Raw genomic sequence first — 19,295 nt, forward strand, 5'->3', positions numbered from 1 at the left:
CCTCCCCTGACATAATTGCTACGTTTTGTAATTTGTATAACAATTCTAATCAAGACGGCCTGCTGCCCATGCCATAGTATATTTGGTCTAAATTTCTCTTATTTTTATTAGAAAAATAAATAGGTTAATAATATATGACAGCACATCTAATCGTAATTGTAGGTGGCGGCGCAGGTGGATTGGAGCTGGCTACTCAACTGGGCGAAACCTTAGGCAAAAGTGGTAAAGCGCATATTACGCTGGTAGATCAGAAACTGACGCATATCTGGAAACCCTTATTGCATGAAATTGCTGCAGGTACGCTTAATCCGCATGCAGAAGAAACCAATTATTTTAGTCATGCTGCAGCTCATAATTATCACTTTGTGCTGGGAACATTTGTTGATCTGGATCGTGAAGCTAAGGAAATTATTCTGGAAACAGATTACTTTTCTAAAAAATCCCAGCCTAAACAGAAGAAACACATCAGCTATGACACGCTAGTGCTAGCATTAGGTTCTACTTCCAATGATTTTAATACGGAAGGTGTTGCCCAATACTGTCATTTTCTCGACAGCCGCCAGCAGGCCGATGTCTTCCAGCAGGATCTGCTACATCTTTATCTCAATGCTCAAAATCAAACCTCTTCCCGTGAGCTTAAAATTGCCATTATTGGAGCCGGTGCAACTGGTGTAGAACTGGCTGCCGAGCTGGTGATCGCCAAACAAAACTTTTTTAAATATGGTCTGAACAAGATTGATCCAAATAAAGTCAAAATCACTTTGATTGAAGCCGCTGATCGGATCTTACCTGCACTGTCTGAGAAAATGGCTGAACACACCATGGAGCAACTCGATCGTCTAGGTATTGAGGTATTAACCAGTCATAGGGTCGCTAAAGTCGATGAAGACCAGATTTATTTTGCTGATGGTTCAAGCCTCGAAGCAGAAATTAAAGTCTGGGCTGCTGGAATTAAAGCACCTGAAGTTCTGGCAAAACTTAAAGAGCTGGAAAAAGACAATATTAATCGCCTAAAAGTTTATGCAACTCTGCAAACTTTATCAGACCCGGATATTTTCGTTTTTGGTGATTGTGCGCACTGTCAGCCTGAAGCAGATCAACCGGTTTTAGGCCCACGTGCGCAGGTTGCCAGCCAGCAGGCTGCTTTTCTGGTCAGAGCCTTAAAAGCACGCATTAATGGCGAAAGCTATTTACCGATGTTCAAGTTTTCTGACAAAGGTTCATTAGTGTCTTTAAGTCAAAACAGCGCTGTCGGTGAATTATTGGGTCAGGTCAATGTTCAAGGCTTTGTCGCGAAATCCATGTATGTATCCCTATACCGGATTCATCAGGCCACCATTCATGGCTATACCCATGCTGGCCTATTAACTGCCAAAGACTTTGTTACACGAAAAATTGCACCCAAGCTGAAATTGCATTGAAATTGTAAATATTGTCCTCATATATGAAAAAATCGTCATTAAACATGTCAAATTGCATTTTTTTGCTATTTTTAGTCTACAAAAATACAATTTCACTTTATGATGTACCCTTAAAAAATTGAATGGATCAATTAATATGACTGCTATTGCAAATAACCTCGTGGTTTCTTTCCACTACACATTGACTAACGCAGAGGGTGAAACTCTCGACAAATCTCAAGGTGAACCACTTGCCTATTTGCACGGTGCAGGTAACATCATCCCTGGTTTAGAAAAAGCTTTAGAAGGCAAAACTGTTGGTGAAAAATTCACTGTAAATGTTCCTGCTGCTGAAGGCTATGGCGAATATAACCCAGAGCTAGTGCAAGAAGTGCCTAAACAAATGTTCCAAGGTGTAGACAACATCCAAGCAGGCATGCAATTCCAAGCACAAACTGATGACGGCGTTCAAATCGTAACTGTTAAAGCAGTTGAAGGTGACAACGTAGTTGTTGATGCTAACTTCCCGCTTGCTGGTCAAGATTTAACTTTCGAAGTTGAAATCGTGTCTATCCGTGAACCTTCTCAAGAAGAACTTGATCACGGTCACGTACACGGTGCAGGTGGTCACCACCACTAAGACTTCCCGGTCTTTAGCACAAAAAGGCAAAGTGAAAACTTTGCCTTTTTTATTGCCTTAAGATTTTAAATATAAAAAAGCAGGACTACTGCCCTGCTTTTCATCATTAAAATCGCGAATCACTCAAATTACGCAATCATTAACGTTTGTTATAGATCTGCATTGCTGCTGGCAGATTTTGACGCATTGCTGCGATACGCTGACTGTTCGATGGGTGAGTAGACAGGAAAGTCGCGCCAGTGCTACCACCTTCAAGCTTGTTCATTTTTTCCCAAAGAGTAATCGCTGCATTCGGGTTATAGCCAGCACGCGCCATGAGAGTTAAACCGCCCTGATCAGCACGGCTTTCTAGGTTACGTGAGTAAGGCAAGCCGATACCAATCTGGCTACCCAATTGTGCTACTGCAGCACCACCTTGTCCTACGCCCGCTGCATTTAAACCAATACCCAATGCCAGATCAGTCAGGGCTTGTGCACCAAGTTTCTGTTTCGCGTGCTCTTCCAGGGCATGGACCATTTCATGACCCATAATGGCTGCGATCTCAGCATCGGTCAGATTCAACTTATTCACGATACCGGTATAGAACACCACTTTACCACCAGGTGCGACAAAAGCGTTGACCTGATCAGATTTTAGTACGGCTAACTGCCATTGGAATGCAGTACCCGTCTGGTTCAGCTGGTTGGCATAAGGTTTTAAACGGTTAAAAACAGCATTAATACGACTATATGTCGCTGAACTGGTATCCAGCTGGCCTTTCGCTTTAGCGTCTGCCACCATGGCATTGTAGCTTTGGCTGGCTGAAGCATTTAAAGTCGCAGTATCTGCACCTGCAATATCGGCAATAGTTGTACAACCAGACAAAGTAATGGCTGCGGCTGCACCCATACCTAACAAGAATTTATTTTTCATTATAGTGACTCCACCATAAGCAAAAGGTTAATTTACATTGTAAAAAATTATAAGTTAAAGGCCGGATCAACTAAATGTACAATTACTTCATCTTGTTATATTTTATGTAATTTTAACCCCAATACTGTATCGTAAGCCAATAAATCAGACAGACAATATTTAAACCTAAATATAAATAACACAAAGGTTTAATTTTTTCTTCTAAAATTTCACTTTTACGCTTAAAAAATAGAAAAGCATTCTGTAACAAGATGACCGGTACCAATACACAGGCAATGATCACACTCAAGCCAATGAATGCCCCATAAATAATGTCAGGATCCTGAGTTTGGGCACGGATAATCAGCATCGCAATGGTCGGTGCGCCGCCCATCGCGAATAACAAGGAATAGAACATCGTTCCCGAGATATTTTTATGCATCCTGCATACTCATATTTTATTTTGTTTTATTCTAACAAGCGCCATGCCACTGCACAGCACTTGCTGTTAAGACTTTAGTCCTGAATTTCCAAATTATTTCTTAGCCTTATATACCGTCATCGCTTCAGGCATCAGCTGTTGCAAGGCTGCAATTCGGTCATCATTTGTTGGATGCGTAGATGTAAATTTATTCAGGACGCTATTGCCACGGCTGTCTTGCGCATTCATTTTTTGCCACAACGTAATCGCTGCATTCGGGTTATAGCCCGCTCGTGCCATTAGCATGAGCCCGCCTTTATCGGCACGGCTTTCCAGATTACGTGAGAATGGCAAGCCCACACCAAATTGAGCACCCATATCCAGCAGTAGCCCACCATAACCACCAGCGGACTGCCCGACATACTTGCTACCGATACTTACTGCCAAATCGGTAAGTGCTTGCGCTCCTACCTTATTTTTAGAATGTTCCTCAAGCGCGTGCACCATTTCATGTCCCATGATGGCAGCAACTTCATCGTCTGTAAGTTTTAGTGTGTCGACAATACCCGTATAGAAAACCACCTTGCCACCTGGTGCGACATAGGCATTAATCTCGTTAGATTTGATCACAGCCACTTGCCAGTCAAACTTCTGCCCAGTCTGATTCAGTTGATCCGCATACGGCTTCATTTTCAGGAAAACCCGATTTACTTTTTTATAGGTGGCAGAAGTCGTATCCAGAATCTGTTTCTGCTTGGCCTCTGTCAGCATCTGATTATAGCTTTGTGCTGCACTCAGATTTAATGTAGCTGAATCAGCTCCCATCAAATCTGCAACCGTAGTACACCCCGTTAATGTGGTCGCAATGACCATCCCCGCCAATAAATTTTTATATTTCATGACCTTCTCAAATATATAAGGTCAAAACATCATAAAGAATCCGAACAGGTTTTCAATCATTTTTATAAGCTCGCTCAAATAAAAAACCCTGTGAAATCACAGGGTTTTTTATCATTTTCAGCTTAAAGAATTAAGCATCAAACGGATGGCGAAGAATAATGGTTTCTTCACGGTCTGGACCAGTTGAAATGATGTCGATTGGACATTCAATCAATTGTTCAAGACGTTTCACATAGTTAATTGCCGCTTGTGGCAATTGATCTAGTGATTTCGCACCGAAAGTAGATTCTTTCCAGCCTGGCATAGTCTCGTAAATTGGTTTTAAAGTTTCAAATGCAAGCGCATCAGAAGAACCAACACAGCCAGAATCAGCAGCTTCGTAACCTACACAGATTTTCACTTCTTCCAAACCGTCAAGAACGTCAAGTTTAGTCAAGCAAATACCAGACAGTGAGTTCACTTCTACTGAACGACGCAGGATTTCAGCATCGAACCAGCCACAACGACGTTGACGGCCAGTAGACGCACCAAATTCTGAACCTACAGTACCCAGGTGTTTACCAATTGCATCACCTGTATCTGTTGCAGCGTCATACACCAACTCAGTTGGGAATGGACCTGAACCTACACGAGTAGTATACGCTTTAGTAATACCAAGAACGTAGTCAAGGTGTAATGGACCAAGACCTGAACCTGAGCTTACGCCACCAGCAGTCGTGTTTGAAGAAGTCACGTACGGATATGTACCGTGGTCAACGTCAAGCAATGAACCTTGTGCACCTTCGAACATGATTTTCTTGCCAGCTTTACGGTAAGCGTGAAGTTCACCAGTCACGTCCATAACCATAGGCTCGATCACTTTGCGCCATTCGTCGCAAAGCGCAAGTACGTCTTCAACTTTAACTGCTTCAACACCGAAGAATTGAGTCAATTGGAAGTTGTGGTATTCAAGCAATTCTTCAAGCTGAGCTTTCAGATGTTCGCCACCACGTACCAGGTCAGCAACACGGATTGCACGACGCGCTACTTTATCTTCATAAGCAGGACCAATCCCACGACCAGTTGTACCAATTTTCGCATTACCACGTTTTTTCTCACGAGCTTGGTCAAGTGCGATGTGGTGTGGAAGAATCAATGGACAGTTTGGAGAAATGCGTAGACGTTCACGTACTGGCACGCCTTCTTTTTCAAGAATATCCATCTCTTTGATGAGCGCTTCAGGTGAAAGAACCACACCATTACCAATTAAGCACAATACGTTTTCACGTAAAATACCTGATGGAATGAGGTGTAATACAGTTTTCTTACCACCAACCACGAGAGTATGACCTGCGTTATGTCCGCCTTGATAACGAACTACTGCAGCCGCTTGATCTGTGAGCAGGTCGACGATTTTACCCTTACCTTCGTCGCCCCATTGGGTACCAAGTACCACAACATTCTTGCCCATAATAGCCTCATTACATCATGCTGTTAAAGTTGAAAGTCCCACTCAGCGACATGAACACTGAGTAAAACAATTAAAGCGATTAAATCGTTTTGATGGTCCACTCACCGTCCACATTCACCAGCTGGTGAGTTGCATACGGTACCGAGTTTAAATCATCATTACCTAATAACTGAATTACACTTAAGCCTTGTGCACGGGTTGCCTGAATCGCATTTAACAGCGCAGCATCTGTACCCTTAGGTGCTACCACAACTTTAGCTGTAGCAAACTTGCCTGCACTTAAAGCATATAAGTCACAAGAGAAACCGGTTGCCGGACGTGCACGACCAAAATGCTCACCAATGCCATCATAACGGCCACCTTGTGCTAAAGCAGCAGCACGGTTCGGTGCATAAACTGCATACATCAAACCTGTATGATAATGGTATGAACGTAACTCGACGACATCAATCCCAATATGCAGATTCGGCCAGCGTGCCTGAACTTCATTTTTGGTGGTTTGCAGTGCATCAAATGCCTGTTTGAAGGCTGGATTTTCTAATACTTCAGCACTTAAATTCGTTTTTAAGGCATCCAGGTCACTTGCAAAGCGACCAAGCGTATAGAAGTCTGAACCAAACTTAAGATTTGCAGTAAATTCAGCCAGTTCCGGCAATGCTTTACGTTGATACAGATCAGACAGTTGGCGTTCGGTTGCTTTACTTAAACCCGCTTGTGCAATCAGACTACGGAACAGACCAACATGACCTAAGTCAAGGTGGACGCCGTCGGCCAGACCCGCTTCCTGAATCAGGCTGATCATCAGGTCAACCATTTCCACGTCAGCATCAATGCTGTCTGAACCAAATAATTCTGCACCTAATTGCAATGGTGCACGTGTGGTATTAAATCCTTGAGGTTTCGTATGTAAAACCGTACCCGCATAGCAATAACGAGCCACACCTTCCACTGGATGTACATGCGCATCGATACGAGCCACTTGTGGTGTCATATCGGCACGCACACCAAGCAAGCGGCCAGACAGCTGGTCGATCACTTTAAAAGTGGCTAAGTCTAAATCCTGATTCGATTCTGAGAGAGAAGATAGAGATTCAATGTATTCAATAAATGGCGTGTACACCAGCTGATAACCTCGAGATGCGAGGAAATCCAGTGATTGACGGCGCAGGCTTTCGATGACTTGCGCTTGTTCTGGTAATACATCAGCTACACCATCAGGTAATAACCATGTCTCTGAAATGGGCATGTTGTAAACCTAAATTCTTGTCAGCGCGGAATAAACCGCATAAAAAAATCGGGAGCACACCCGATTTCTCCTAGTCTAGCACGATCGTTTAGGCTGTGCATCGCAATTTTGATAATTTTCTCTGACTGAACAAAGGACTTAGATAGATAAACCAAATCATCTCTTTCTTATTAAGAGAAAATAGGCTGAATAAAATTTAATAACCAACATATCAACTTGATTTTCTAATATATTTCCCTAACCAAAACAATGACGAAAAACTTATTCTTGATTCAATCCTCATCTATCTAAGAGTAAAAATTTATAAAATATCAGTACTAGATGCTTAAAAATAATCCTATACAAAAACTCAATGTGGGAACTTAAATGACCAAGAAAACAGCATCATTCTGGTAGAGTTTAAAGGCACTGCAAAGACTCCTATATTTCTTATAAACTTTCTTTCTCCTTCTAGAATAAAACCCGATCATCTCATGCCTCCCTTCCAGCCACGTATTACGCCTTCTGATGCTACTCCTCTGAGTGATTTTCAGCGTGGTGTGAAAGACTGCCTACCTTTATTATTAGGTGTAATTCCTCTGGCGCTGGTCTTGGGCGCAACAGCAGCACAAAAAGATTTTAGCCTGCTTGAGGTTCCCTTGCTGACCGGGCTGAACTTTGCTGGCGGTTCCGAGTTTGCAGTTTTAGAAGCCTGGACTGATCCACCGCATCTGCTTACCTTAATCTTTATTATCTTTTCTCATTAACAGCCGCTATATTCTGCTCGGTGCCAGTTTAGTACCTTATTTAAGACATCTTCCAAATCGAAAAGTCTTTCCGGCATTATTTTTTATGGTGGATGAGAGCTGGGCCTTAAGCCTGACAGATGCACAGCGTCGACTGGCACAGTTTGGTTATCGATATGCTTTTAGTCTGCCTTATTATGCCGGGCTATGTATTGTTCTTTATCTGGCTTGGGTCGGCTTTACGACACTCGGTGCCCTGCTTGGACCCGTGCTAGGAGACATTAACCGTTTTGGTTTTGATATGGCTTTCCCCGCCATTATGCTGGTCTTACTGAAAAGTATGTGGAAAGGCTTTACTGAAGCCAGACCTTGGCTAATCAGTTTTATTTGTGCTGCTCTGGCTTATAGCTATCTACCAGGTAACTGGTACGTACTAATCGGTGCACTTGCAGGCATTGCCTCTGCCTTCTGGCTCATTCAGGAGAATGAAGCATGATCCAGATAAGCACTTTTATCGCAATCTTATTGGTGGCGCTAACGACTTATGCTACCCGCCTGCTCGGATATGTCCTACTCAAAAATAAAACTTTGAGCAAACGTCAGCGTAAAATTCTGGAAGTGATTCCAGGCTGTGTACTGATTTCGATGATCACCCCATATTTTTTACGAGATGATCCGGCTGATCTGATCGCTATAATAGTGACACTATTCGTTGCATCACGCTTTGGCATGCTGCCGACCATTTTAATTAGCATGGCGTCGGCAGCTATTTTAAGAATGTTACTGGTTTAAATCCTTTATATAAGGCTAAGCCAGCATGAAAAGGTCTTATGACTTTGGTTCTACTACTTTAGCGAGCAGATTTACCAATTCTGCATTTTGCAGCTCAACTTTTTGCAGTTTGGCTGTAGTCTGATCCAGTACTTCCTGCTGTACATGCATCTTTTTCGCCAGATCCTGCATAATTTCCAAGGTCTTTTTTAAATTTTCTTCCAGATGTGCCACTTTTTCCTCAACTGGCACGCCTTCCACATTTTGTGAACTCTCATTATTATTAAATTGCAGCCAGATCAAAAAAATCACAGCCAAGGTCAGTAATATAATAAATCCCCAGATCAACATCATGTGCTTGCTCTTATTCCATTTAATTATCTTTATCTTAACGAAAAAATATCCAGATCACAGAAATATTCGGCATAAATCCAGAGCTTTTCGATCAATTACGTTCAACTTCTTATTCATTTTCTTCTAATTTTTTAATCTTGCATAAAAAAGCACCCCATTTGGGATGCTTTCAAAATAGCTTAATCTGTATAAAAGGATTCACAGAGATCCAGCAAACGGTTGGCATAACCCCATTCATTATCATACCAGGCAAATACTTTAGCCTGATGCCCCACTACCATGGTCTGGGTCAGATCCACAATCAATGAGTAAGGCGAATGATTAAAATCGCTAGAGACCAAAGGCTCATCTGTCACAGACATGATTTCAGCAAAATCCTGACGTGCAGCGTTAATTAATACTTCATTTAACTGATGATCAGTAATGGGTGACTGAGAAATAAAAGTCAGATCAATTGCTGCGACATTAATGGTTGGCACGCGAATCGAATAACCATCAATCCGGTTCTCCATCTTCGGCATTACGCGTTTTAAAGCACCCAAAGCTGAAGATGTGGTTGGAATAATATTTTGCCCGGAAGCACGGGCACGTCTTAAATCACGATGGGCATGATCCAGTACTGACTGATCCGCAGTCACCGCATGAATTTCAGTCATCAGTGCAGTCTCAATCCCAAAGGCATCATCAATGATTTTGACTAGCGGTACCAATGCCTGCGTAGTACAAGACACGCTAGAAATAATCTGGTCACTTTCTTTGACATCACGATGGTTGACGCCATAGACAATTGCAGCATCCACCGTATCAAACGGTGCAGCGCCGATAATCACCCGTTTTGCCCCGGCAGTAATATGCTGAGTCGCAGCCTCACGCGAACGGAATAAGCCGGTACATTCCAATACCACATCAATATTCAGTTCATGCCATGGCATTTCCACCGGATTCGCCTGTCTTAACACCTGAACTTTCTGATAAGCATCGCGATAAGTGACATGCAGGTAGGCATACTCATCTTCATACGTCAGATCAACCTGCCCCGGGAAACGGCCATGAGTAGAATCATATTTAAATAAATGCAATAAGGTTTCAACGTCGGCAACGTCATTAATGGCAACGATGTCAAAATTAAAATCTTTCGGATTTTCAAACCATGCACGCAACACATTGCGTCCGATTCGTCCAAAACCATTAATTGCGATACGTTGCATCGACGTTCCCTACTGCGGCATAAAACTTTATGCGCCTATATTAATGGAATTATCCAGCTGACTGATAACTATTCAGCTAAATCCACTAAAAATTACACAGAATGTCCAATATTTCATCGAAAAATTCATGCTTTACTTGAAGCAATCCAGTCTTTCTATCAGCGAGAATGAAGATAAATTGCTGTAATGACAATAGCTTTTGATTTTGCAGGGCATTTTTCTGATTTTTCTAATATTCATTCCTTATAGTTTTATGATCTATAAATATGAAAATCATTGGTTGAACAGGCATTTTCCGTTATAATTTGGCGTTTTTAAATATTTAAGCCCCGCATTGCAGCAGAGAACCAACCTTCTTGTCAGACTGTGATGTTTTTAGCCAAATCGGAAATTATGGAGTGACTTGGTTGTGAGTACTCGTTTTATGACATCAGCTGAAATTCGCGAAGCTTTTTTAAGCTACTTTGAATCGCAAGGGCATACACGTGTCGCGTCGAGTTCTCTGGTTCCTGCCAACGACCCAACATTATTGTTTACCAATGCTGGTATGAACCAGTTTAAAGACTGCTTCCTGGGTCTGGAAAAACGTGACTACGTTCGTGCAACATCTTCACAAAAATGTGTACGTGCAGGTGGTAAACACAACGACTTAGATAACGTTGGCTACACAGCTCGTCACCACACATTCTTTGAAATGCTGGGTAACTTCTCGTTTGGTGATTACTTCAAACGTGATGCGATTAAATTTGCTTGGGAATTTCTGACCGGCGACAAATGGCTGGCACTGCCTAAAGACAAATTGTACGTAACTGTGTATCACACTGATGACGAAGCGTTTGATATCTGGAATAAAGAAGTTGGTCTAGATGCCAGCCGTATTATCCGCATTGGTGATAACAAAGGCGAAAAATACGCATCAGACAATTTCTGGGCAATGGGCGATACTGGTCCTTGTGGTCCATGTTCTGAAATCTTCTATGATCACGGTGAGCACATTTGGGGTGGCCTGCCTGGTACACCTGAAGAAGATGGCGACCGTTTCATCGAAATCTGGAACAACGTATTCATGCAGTTCAACCGTACTGCGGATGGCGTCCTGCACCCTCTTCCAGCACCTTCTGTTGATACCGGTATGGGCCTTGAGCGTATTTCTGCGGTTCTGCAACATGTCAACTCTAACTATGAAATCGACCTGTTCCAAAACCTGTTAAAAGCTGCTGCTGAAATTATCGGTCTAGATACTTCAGATATTGAAGCGAAAGCACAAGCTGAAAACAAACCGGTTGAATACCCTGCTTCACTTAAAGTTGTGGCTGACCATGCACGTTCATGCTGCTTCCTGATTGCGGATGGTGTGAACCCTTCGAATGAAGGTCGTGGTTATGTACTGCGTCGTATCATCCGCCGTGCAGTTCGTCACGGTAACAAACTGGGTGCGACTGGTTCATTCTTCCACAAAATGCTTCAGCCTTTAATTGATGTAATGGGTGCTGCTTATCCAGAGCTTGAAGCAAACAAAACACGTATCGAAGCTGCATTGCTGAAAGAAGAAGAACAATTCGCGAAAACACTTGAGCAAGGTCTGAAATTGCTTGAAGGCGAATTGGCAAACCTGAAAGGTTCTGTGATTCCAGGTGAAATCGTATTCAAACTTTATGATACTTACGGCTTCCCAACTGACCTTACAGCAGATATCGCACGTGAACGTGATTTAACGATTGACGAAGCTGGCTTTGAAAAAGAAATGGCTGCACAACGTCAACGCGCACGTGATGCCGGTAAATTCGCAATCGACTATAACAGCGTTGTTAAAGTTGAAGGCGAAACTCAGTTTGAAGGTTATGACGCGACCGCAGGTCAAGGTCAAATCATCGCAATCTACAAAGATGGCGAACAGGTTGACGAAGTGGTTGAAGGCGACGACGCATTAATCGTTCTTAACCAGACTCCTTTCTATGCAGAAAGCGGTGGTCAAATCGGTGATACAGGACTCTTCAAAAACGATACCGGTATTTTCGAAGTTCAAGATACCAAAAAATCTGGTGGTGCATTCGTTCACCAAGGTATCGTGACTATGGGTAACTTGAAAGTTACTCAAAACGTGGAAGCAACGGTTAAAGCCGACATTCGTGCCGCAACTGCACGTAACCACTCTGCAACTCACTTGCTACACGCTGCCCTACGTCAAATCCTGGGTTCACACGTACAACAAAAAGGTTCATTGGTTGCGTCTGACGTATTACGTTTCGACTTTGCCAACGATCAGCCTGTAACGTTTGAGCAACTGCAAGAAATTGAACGTCTGGTAAATGCCGAAGTGATTGCCAACACGCCTGTTACCACTGAACTGCTCGACATCGAATCTGCGAAAGCCAAAGGTGCGATGATGCTGTTCGGTGAGAAATACGGTGAAGAAGTTCGCGTATTGTCTATGGGTTCAGTGATTGACGAAAAAAACTTCTCTATCGAGCTGTGTGGCGGTATTCACGTGAAACGTACAGGTGACATCGGTCTGTTCAAAATCACTTCTGAAGGTGGTGTCGCAGCAGGTGTACGTCGTATTGAAGCCGTAACCGGTACTAAAGCGGTTGAAGCCGTACAGAAAGTCGATCGTGATGTTCAATATATCAATGGTTTGTTAAAAGCACAGAACCATCAAACAGTCGAAAAAGTTGAAGCTGTGGTGGACACTGCGCATCAATTGCAAAAACAGATTGAACAGCTGAATCAAAAATTGGCAAGCCTACAAGCCGGTGAACTTTTAAGCCAGGTTCAAGAGCTTGCTGGTCGTAAAACATTAATCACGACTGTTCAGGGTATGGATGCGAAAGCACTACGTAACCTGCACGATGGTGTGAAATCAAAATTAGAAAATGCAGTCATTGTTCTTGCAGGTGTAGAGGGTGACAAGGTTAGCTTGATTGCATCTGTAGCTAAAGACTTTACTGCTTCTATTAAAGCGGGTGACATCATCAAACACTTGGCAACTGAGCTAGGTGGTAAAGGTGGTGGTAAACCTGACTTGGCACAAGGTGGCGCGCCACTTAACGAGAAGTTTGCTCCAGTGATGGCTGATTTAGCAGCTTGGCTTGAAGCAAAATAAAAACTTCATTTTGTGTAACTGACCCTGATCGGAAAATCAGGGTCATGGTTTATATGGAACAACTATGGCATTAATCGTTCAAAAATATGGTGGTACCTCAATGGGTACTCCCGAGCGCATTCTCAATGTTGCTCGTCGTGTGAAGCGCTGGCATGACCATGGCCACAAGATGGTTGTAGTCGTATCTGCTATGAGTGGTGAAACCAACCGCTTGCTTGCTCTCGCGAAAGCCATTACCGAAACCCCTGACCCACGTGAACTTGACCAAATGGTTTCTACGGGTGAACAGGTAACGATTTCCATGTTAGCTATGGCGCTGAATTCAATTGGCGTTGAAGCTAAATCTTTAACTGGTCGCCAGGTTGGTATTAAAACTGACAGTGCATTCACCAAAGCACGTATCGAATCTATTGATACCGATGTATTGACTGAAAACCTGGACGCAGGCCGCGTGATTGTGGTTGCAGGTTTCCAAGGCTTTGATGCTAATGGCAATACCACAACTTTAGGTCGTGGTGGTTCTGATACTTCAGGTGTTGCCCTTGCTGCAGCGCTAAAAGCGGATGAATGTCAGATTTACACAGACGTTGATGGCGTATATACGACTGACCCTCGTGTTGCTCCTAAAGCGAAAAAAGTAGACCGTATCTCTTTCGAAGAAATGCTGGAAATGGCATCTTTAGGTTCTAAAGTTCTTCAAATTCGCTCTGTAGAATTTGCAGGCAAGTACCAAGTGCCTTTACGGGTACTCTCAAGCTTCGATAATGACAATGATGGCGCATTTGACGAAGACTTCAAAAACAACGTCGGAACTCTTATTACTACTGAACTGGAAGACAACATGGAACAGCCAATTATCTCTGGTATCGCGTTCAACCGCGACGAAGCTAAACTGACTATTCTGGGTGTTCCAGATGAGCCAGGTATTGCATCTAAAATTCTTAAACCAATTGGTGATGCCAATATCGAAGTGGATATGATTATCCAGAACGTTGAAGAAGATGGTACAACTGATTTCACGTTTACTGTAAACCGCGGTGAACTCGCTAAAGCCAAAAAAATCCTTGAAGAAACTGCTCAAGCGATTGGCGCACGTGAAGTTGCAACTCGTGATGACATCGTAAAAGTGTCTATCGTAGGTGTAGGTATGCGTTCTCACGCTGGTGTAGCGAGCAAAATGTTCACTGCCCTTGCTGATGAAGGCATCAACATCCTGATGATTTCTACTTCTGAAATCAAGATTTCAGTAATTATCGAAGAGAATTATCTTGAGCTTGCAGTTCGCTCACTTCACACTGCGTTTGGTTTAGACCGTGAACATGGTGAATCTAGCGCACGCGCTTAAGAGAACTACAAAATACCGTCATTGTCTGACAGTATTTCATTAAATCTCTACAAAAATGCAGGGCCACTATAGTTTTTTTTATAGTGGCTCTGTTATATTAAGCCTAAGGATTTTCAACAGCCTGGATAGTTAACCTCTTCATTTCATGGACAGGACTTTCTATTCAAACTTTAACTATATAATTTTAGGTTGTGTTTTTTTATTACATTCAATAGATTGCAGGTTTTGCATTTTGCAAGGAGAGAAACATGCTGATTTTGACTCGACGCGTCGGGGAAACTTTAATGATCGGAGACCAAGTCAGCGTGACTGTACTTGGCGTAAAAGGCAACCAGGTTCGTATTGGGGTAAATGCTCCGAAAGAAGTCTCTGTACACCGTGAAGAGATTTACCAGCGTATCCAGCATGAACGTGCAATGCATGAACATCTTCAGCATATTGACCAGGATTATCAGCCTTCTTCTTATGAAGATGATAACCAGACACAAAATAACTTTAACCGTTAATTTTGTATGAATATAAAAGCGGCTTTTAAGCCGCTTTTAATTTGTCTAATTTTCAACTGCATAGCAAAATAATCAGACTTTATCCTGCCTGCTGCTGATCAAGCAACGCTGCCAGCACTTTTTTCACCGGTCCGAAACTACGACGGTGCTCATCAATCACCCCGTGTAAGGCAATCGCTTCAAAATGTGCTTTGGTCGGATAACCCTTATGCTTGGCAAAGCCAAATTGTGGATACCTCTGATCCATCTCTACCATCTGGCGATCCCGGGTCACTTTTGCCAGAATACTGGCTGCCGAGATTTCAGGATGCAGAGCATCCCCACCTACAACCGCATCACAGCTCATCGCAAGACCCTGAGGAATCTTGTTGCCATCGACCAGTACATGTTCCGGCTGAATGCTTAATGCTTCCACAGCGCGGCGCATTGCCAGCAAAGAGGCCTGCAAAATATTATGCTCGTCGATTTCTGCCGCAGAGGCTTCAGCGATGGCCCAAGCCAGTGCTTTTTCCTGAATCTCAATAAAAAGTTTTTCTCGCTTCTTCTCGCTTAGCTTCTTGGAATCATTTAAGCCCCGAATCGGGTTGTTCGGATCCAATATCACAGCTGCAGCGACTACCGACCCTACTAATGGCCCACGCCCTGCTTCATCTACACCAGCAATGTTCATTTTATTTCCCATAAAAAATAGGCTGAACCAGTCAGCCTATTCAAATTTGATTTTGACTTAGTTTACCGCTTCAGCCACGCAAGCGTTAATAGTATTTGCAACGACATTGCCTACAATAGTTGCACGTGCTGCTGGGTCAATTGCTGCAGTCGCCAAATCTACCGCAGTCACGTTTTGTGGTGCTTTTTCACTCACGCAACCACAAATTTCAGACTGGATATTCTGTTTTTGTGTTTCTGTCATTAAACGTGTTGCAGTTTGCCAAGCCGGAATATTATTTAGTTCAGTAACACATTTTGCATTGATGGCAATTTTAATGGCTGCAGAACCGAGTTGCTGACCTGTACTTGCTTGAGTTGGGGTGCCTGTACCTTGGGGTGCTACGCAGGCAGAAAGAACAAGTGCTAATGGAGCAACAACAGCCAATAATTTTTTCACGGATTTTATCCTTTTTTCAACTTTTAAAATATGCAGCTATTGTGCCGAAGTTTATCGCAATAAGAAATCTAAAAATGCGCCATGATGTCTAATCTGCGCACAGCCAGATTCACAGCCATCACAGGAAAGAAGACTCACTACTCATTTAAGGGTAAGGCCTGAATAAGCCAGCCCCCAAAAATCCTTAATTGATAAACTCGCCCATACAGCCTTTTAAGCTATTGGCAATTGCTTTACGGGTCAGCTCTTTTTTAGTTTCTTCATCAACGGTTGCTTTTAACAGGGTTTTAGCCGGAACACCTTCCAAGGCATGCTCACCTACACAGCCACATACTTTTTGCTGTAAATGCTGTTTATTGGCTTCAGCCATGAAATAAGTACCCATTTTCCAGACTTTGGAATCTTTCAGCTCTTGGCCACACTGATATTCAATCAGAGGTTTCAGGGCTTTCTGAGTCATTGAGGTATCTGCACAAGCAGGATTGATTAAGCTAACAGCCAGAACAGGCCACAGGAATTTTAATTTCATCTTTGGTTCACAGATCAGATTAAATAAAAAGGCAGAGCGAACTCCACCCTCTTTGGGCTAACAAATTTACTGGAATGATATTTTAAACGAGTGCCTGAATCAGGCTGATCCATTTCTGTTTTTCAGCATCAGAAATAAATGAAGCTTCAAAAGAATTGATCGCCAGCTGTTTTAGCTCATCATTGCTTAGGTCCAAAGCTTCAGCAATGGCAATGAAATTGTCATTCATATAACCACCGAAATACGATGGATCATCTGAATTCACTGTGACATGCACGCCGTGCTGCAACAGGCGACGGATATTATGCTGCTGCATATCATCTACCACACACAGTTTCAGGTTTGAAAGTGGACATACTGTAAGCGGCATCTTCTCTGCAATCAAACGCTGCATCAATTCTGGATCTTCCTCAGAACGTACCCCATGATCAATACGGTTTACTTTTAATAAATCCAAAGCTTCCCAGACATATTCTGCCGGACCTTCTTCACCCGCATGTGCAACCACCAGAAAACCGGCTTCACGCGCTTTGGCGAAAACACGTTCAAACTTAGACGGTGGATGCCCGACTTCACTTGAATCCAGCCCTACTCCAATGATTTGATCTTTATAAGGCAGTGCTTGCTCTAATGTCTCAAATGCTGCTTCTTCACTAAGATGACGTAGGAAACACATGATCAGATGTGAAGTAATGCCTAATTTAGCTTTCGCATCATCACAGGCTCTCTGCAAGCCATTGATCACGGTTTCAAAAGCAATGCCACGATCGGTGTGGGTTTGCGGATCAAAGAACATTTCAGTATGCACGACATTGTCATCTGCGCATTTTTCAAAATACGCCCAGGCCAGATCATAAAAGTCCTGTTCATGAATCAGAACATTGGCGCCCGCGTAGTAGATATCTAGGAAAGATTGCAGATTATGGAAATTATAAGCCTGCTTTACTTCCTCAACCGATTTATAAGGAATGCTAATTTCATTACGCTGTGCAATTGCAAACATTAACTCAGGTTCAAAGGTACCTTCGATATGCACATGCAGCTCAGCCTTTGGCAAGGCCTGAATCAATTCAAGACGGTTCATCGCTACTCCTGATTAAACCTGAGAAAAATAAAAAAGGGTGCAAACTGAGTTTACACCCTTTTGATATTCGACAAAAATTAGCCGCCAAACATCCAGAACTTCAATGCCCACAGTACTGCGATGATCCATACCATGTATGGAACAGTTTTCGATTTACCTGTCAGCAGTTTAATCAGCGCATAGCTGATAAAACCCATTGCGATACCATCTGCAATTGAGTACGTAAATGGCATGAATACAATGGTCAGGAACGCCGGAACCGCTTCAGTAATATCATCCCATTCAATATGGACAATACCCTGAATCATCAATACACCGACAAATAGCAATGCTGGTGCAGTTGCAAAGCCTGGTACAGATTGAGCCAATGGAGCCAGGAACAGGCAGGCAATGAACAGCAAGCCAACCACAACTGCAGTCAGACCGGTACGACCACCTGCTGCAACACCCGCTGATGACTCAATATAAGGTGTAGTTGAAGAAGTACCCAAAGCAGCACCTGCAACAATCGCAGAAGAATCGGCAAATAATGCTTTTTTCAGACGCGGCAATTTACCATCTTTTAACAAACCTGCACGATGTGAAACACCTACTAGCGTACCAGTAGAGTCAAACAGATCGACCAAGAAGAATACGAAGATCACACCGATCAGGCTGGCTGTAAACAGACCTTGAAAGTCCATTTGCAGGAAGGTTGGTGCCAGTGAAGGAATTTGACCCACTACACCTTGGAACTGGTTATAACCTAAAGCAGTAGAAATCGCAGTGATTACCAAAATACTGATAATGATCGCACCACGTACTTTGAAGTGATGCATTACCACCACTAACAGGAAGCCAAGTAGCGCAAGCATAACAGTTGGCTGTTTCAAATCACCCAGACCCACCAAGGTCGCTTGATTATCAACAATGATGCCAGCATTTTTCAGTGCAACCAGGGCCAGGAACAGGCCAATACCACCGCCAATCGCCAGTTTGAGTGACATTGGAATGGCATTGACAATCGCCTCACGTATTTTGAACATACTGATGGCAATGAAGACCAGACCAGATACAAATACTGCACCTAATGCAGTTTGCCAAGGCACACCCATTCCCAGACAGACTGAGTAGGTAAAGAAGGCATTCAGGCCCATACCCGGTGCAAGTGCGATTGGATAATTGGCAATTAGCCCCATCACCAGACAGCCAATTGCGGCTGCAAGACAGGTGGCTACAAAGACAGCCCCATGATCCATCCCGGTTTCGGATAAAATCATCGGATTAACAATAATGATGTAACACATTGTCAGGAACGTGGTTACACCTGCCAGAACTTCTGTACGGAAACTGGTTTTGTTTTCACTCAGTTTGAACAGACGTTCCAGCATATTTTCTGAAGATGGATTAGGAGTCGTCATGACCTAGCCCCTATTGAGTAAACTTTATGCTTTAAGCATGCCGCCGAATCCAGGAAATTTTATAGAAAACTTCATGAATTTTAAGGATCTGTTAGCAACGAATATGCCAGCTTCGCCATTTAGCGGGTCAAAATGTTTCAATAGCGAACAGTAAGAAAACTGCGCTAGAAAAACTCAAAAAACAATCTAAACAAAAAAGCTGCATAACCCCTA

The 19,295-nt window shown here is 43.0% G+C and carries 18 protein-coding genes and 1 pseudogene; 7 read left to right on the forward strand and 12 right to left on the reverse strand.

What is annotated here, in order from left to right:
- Positions 1 to 134 precede the first annotated feature (134 nt).
- A complete protein-coding gene (locus tag O4M77_RS09200; protein WP_323713375.1) occupies positions 135 to 1,421 on the forward strand; it encodes an NAD(P)/FAD-dependent oxidoreductase in 1,287 nt (428 codons plus the stop codon).
- 136 nt (positions 1,422 to 1,557) lie between these two features.
- Entirely contained in the window at positions 1,558 to 2,040 is a 483-nt protein-coding gene (slyD, locus tag O4M77_RS09205) for a peptidylprolyl isomerase (RefSeq protein ID WP_004784172.1), read from the forward strand.
- Positions 2,041 to 2,179: 139 nt separating this feature from the next.
- Here the strand turns inward: slyD and O4M77_RS09210 are convergent, their stop codons facing one another.
- The 5 genes from O4M77_RS09210 to O4M77_RS09230 form a co-directional block, all read right to left on the reverse strand.
- On the reverse strand, positions 2,180 to 2,953 hold the full coding sequence (locus O4M77_RS09210; RefSeq protein WP_125279059.1) for a M48 family metallopeptidase: 774 nt from the start codon (positions 2,951 to 2,953) through the stop codon (positions 2,180 to 2,182).
- Between the two features lie 112 nt (positions 2,954 to 3,065).
- The gene (locus O4M77_RS09215) at positions 3,066 to 3,374 is read right to left on the reverse strand and encodes a hypothetical protein (RefSeq protein ID WP_180034209.1); all 309 of its coding nucleotides are present in this window, start codon (positions 3,372 to 3,374) and stop codon (positions 3,066 to 3,068) included.
- 93 nt (positions 3,375 to 3,467) lie between these two features.
- Complete coding sequence (locus O4M77_RS09220) at positions 3,468 to 4,253, reverse strand: M48 family metallopeptidase (protein ID WP_179993213.1); 786 nt, start codon at positions 4,251 to 4,253, stop codon at positions 3,468 to 3,470.
- Between the two features lie 130 nt (positions 4,254 to 4,383).
- Positions 4,384 to 5,703 carry an adenylosuccinate synthase gene (locus O4M77_RS09225; RefSeq protein WP_004784184.1) on the reverse strand — a complete coding sequence of 440 codons (1,320 nt, stop codon included), beginning with the start codon at positions 5,701 to 5,703 and terminating at the stop codon, positions 4,384 to 4,386.
- A 79-nt stretch (positions 5,704 to 5,782) separates the two neighbouring features.
- Entirely contained in the window at positions 5,783 to 6,949 is a 1,167-nt protein-coding gene (locus O4M77_RS09230; RefSeq protein WP_180057474.1) for an ATP phosphoribosyltransferase regulatory subunit, read from the reverse strand.
- 473 nt (positions 6,950 to 7,422) lie between these two features.
- On the opposite strand from O4M77_RS09230, the pseudogene O4M77_RS09235 reads away from it, so the two are divergent.
- Together O4M77_RS09235 and O4M77_RS09240 are read left to right on the forward strand one after the other, a co-directional pair.
- Positions 7,423 to 8,170: pseudogene (locus O4M77_RS09235) on the forward strand (AzlC family ABC transporter permease).
- Positions 8,167 to 8,466: an AzlD family protein gene (locus tag O4M77_RS09240; RefSeq protein ID WP_323713376.1), complete on the forward strand. Its 300-nt coding sequence runs from the start codon at positions 8,167 to 8,169 to the stop codon at positions 8,464 to 8,466. The pseudogene O4M77_RS09235 and the gene O4M77_RS09240 overlap by 4 nt, the downstream one beginning before the upstream one ends.
- A gap of 36 nt (positions 8,467 to 8,502) precedes the next feature.
- Here the strand turns inward: O4M77_RS09240 and O4M77_RS09245 are convergent, their stop codons facing one another.
- Positions 8,503 to 8,799, reverse strand: coding sequence for a hypothetical protein (locus tag O4M77_RS09245; RefSeq protein WP_004815405.1), 297 nt, complete (start codon positions 8,797 to 8,799; stop codon positions 8,503 to 8,505).
- A 179-nt stretch (positions 8,800 to 8,978) separates the two neighbouring features.
- Entirely contained in the window at positions 8,979 to 10,007 is a 1,029-nt protein-coding gene (locus O4M77_RS09250) for a type I glyceraldehyde-3-phosphate dehydrogenase (RefSeq protein ID WP_323713377.1), read from the reverse strand.
- Positions 10,008 to 10,416: 409 nt separating this feature from the next.
- Here O4M77_RS09250 and alaS point away from each other — a divergent pair, with 409 nt between their 5' ends.
- From alaS to csrA, 3 genes are all read left to right on the forward strand, one after another.
- Positions 10,417 to 13,110, forward strand: a complete 2,694-nt coding sequence (alaS, locus tag O4M77_RS09255; RefSeq protein ID WP_180053853.1) for an alanine--tRNA ligase — start codon at positions 10,417 to 10,419, stop codon at positions 13,108 to 13,110.
- A gap of 64 nt (positions 13,111 to 13,174) precedes the next feature.
- Entirely contained in the window at positions 13,175 to 14,455 is a 1,281-nt protein-coding gene (locus O4M77_RS09260; protein ID WP_166136055.1) for an aspartate kinase, read from the forward strand.
- A gap of 248 nt (positions 14,456 to 14,703) precedes the next feature.
- Positions 14,704 to 14,961: a carbon storage regulator CsrA gene (csrA, locus tag O4M77_RS09265; protein WP_004784202.1), complete on the forward strand. Its 258-nt coding sequence runs from the start codon at positions 14,704 to 14,706 to the stop codon at positions 14,959 to 14,961.
- Between the two features lie 79 nt (positions 14,962 to 15,040).
- Here the strand turns inward: csrA and rnhB are convergent, their stop codons facing one another.
- From rnhB to O4M77_RS09290, 5 genes are all read right to left on the reverse strand, one after another.
- A complete protein-coding gene (gene rnhB, locus O4M77_RS09270) occupies positions 15,041 to 15,631 on the reverse strand; it encodes a ribonuclease HII (protein WP_323713378.1) in 591 nt (196 codons plus the stop codon).
- Between the two features lie 57 nt (positions 15,632 to 15,688).
- Complete coding sequence (locus O4M77_RS09275) at positions 15,689 to 16,069, reverse strand: hypothetical protein (RefSeq protein WP_159123230.1); 381 nt, start codon at positions 16,067 to 16,069, stop codon at positions 15,689 to 15,691.
- A 184-nt stretch (positions 16,070 to 16,253) separates the two neighbouring features.
- Positions 16,254 to 16,598 (reverse strand): hypothetical protein, encoded by a 345-nt coding sequence (locus O4M77_RS09280; protein WP_004815392.1) that lies wholly within the window; start codon positions 16,596 to 16,598, stop codon positions 16,254 to 16,256.
- An 82-nt stretch (positions 16,599 to 16,680) separates the two neighbouring features.
- A complete protein-coding gene (locus O4M77_RS09285; RefSeq protein WP_004815391.1) occupies positions 16,681 to 17,682 on the reverse strand; it encodes an adenosine deaminase in 1,002 nt (333 codons plus the stop codon).
- 77 nt (positions 17,683 to 17,759) lie between these two features.
- Positions 17,760 to 19,082 carry an NCS2 family permease gene (locus O4M77_RS09290; RefSeq protein WP_323713379.1) on the reverse strand — a complete coding sequence of 441 codons (1,323 nt, stop codon included), beginning with the start codon at positions 19,080 to 19,082 and terminating at the stop codon, positions 17,760 to 17,762.
- Between the last annotated feature and the right edge of the window lie 213 nt (positions 19,083 to 19,295).

The sequence above is a fragment of the Acinetobacter sp. YWS30-1 genome (genome assembly GCF_033558715.1).
Lineage (GTDB): Bacteria > Pseudomonadota > Gammaproteobacteria > Pseudomonadales > Moraxellaceae > Acinetobacter.

What these genes read in the sequence shown, in the direction of transcription:
- O4M77_RS09250 (WP_323713377.1), bottom strand. Translation starts at nt 10,007, where the DNA reads ATGCAACGTATCGCAATTAATGGTTTTGGACGAATCGGACGCAATGTG.
- O4M77_RS09280 (WP_004815392.1), bottom strand. Translation starts at nt 16,598, where the DNA reads ATGAAATTAAAATTCCTGTGGCCTGTTCTGGCTGTTAGCTTAATCAAT.
- rnhB (WP_323713378.1), bottom strand. Translation starts at nt 15,631, where the DNA reads ATGAACATTGCTGGTGTAGATGAAGCAGGGCGTGGGCCATTAGTAGGG.
- O4M77_RS09285 (WP_004815391.1), bottom strand. Translation starts at nt 17,682, where the DNA reads ATGAACCGTCTTGAATTGATTCAGGCCTTGCCAAAGGCTGAGCTGCAT.
- O4M77_RS09260 (WP_166136055.1), top strand. Translation starts at nt 13,175, where the DNA reads ATGGCATTAATCGTTCAAAAATATGGTGGTACCTCAATGGGTACTCCC.
- O4M77_RS09215 (WP_180034209.1), bottom strand. Translation starts at nt 3,374, where the DNA reads ATGCATAAAAATATCTCGGGAACGATGTTCTATTCCTTGTTATTCGCG.
- O4M77_RS09210 (WP_125279059.1), bottom strand. Translation starts at nt 2,953, where the DNA reads ATGAAAAATAAATTCTTGTTAGGTATGGGTGCAGCCGCAGCCATTACT.
- O4M77_RS09245 (WP_004815405.1), bottom strand. Translation starts at nt 8,799, where the DNA reads ATGATGTTGATCTGGGGATTTATTATATTACTGACCTTGGCTGTGATT.
- O4M77_RS09225 (WP_004784184.1), bottom strand. Translation starts at nt 5,703, where the DNA reads ATGGGCAAGAATGTTGTGGTACTTGGTACCCAATGGGGCGACGAAGGT.
- O4M77_RS09230 (WP_180057474.1), bottom strand. Translation starts at nt 6,949, where the DNA reads ATGCCCATTTCAGAGACATGGTTATTACCTGATGGTGTAGCTGATGTA.
- O4M77_RS09200 (WP_323713375.1), top strand. Translation starts at nt 135, where the DNA reads ATGACAGCACATCTAATCGTAATTGTAGGTGGCGGCGCAGGTGGATTG.
- O4M77_RS09240 (WP_323713376.1), top strand. Translation starts at nt 8,167, where the DNA reads ATGATCCAGATAAGCACTTTTATCGCAATCTTATTGGTGGCGCTAACG.
- slyD (WP_004784172.1), top strand. Translation starts at nt 1,558, where the DNA reads ATGACTGCTATTGCAAATAACCTCGTGGTTTCTTTCCACTACACATTG.
- csrA (WP_004784202.1), top strand. Translation starts at nt 14,704, where the DNA reads ATGCTGATTTTGACTCGACGCGTCGGGGAAACTTTAATGATCGGAGAC.
- O4M77_RS09290 (WP_323713379.1), bottom strand. Translation starts at nt 19,082, where the DNA reads ATGACGACTCCTAATCCATCTTCAGAAAATATGCTGGAACGTCTGTTC.
- O4M77_RS09220 (WP_179993213.1), bottom strand. Translation starts at nt 4,253, where the DNA reads ATGAAATATAAAAATTTATTGGCGGGGATGGTCATTGCGACCACATTA.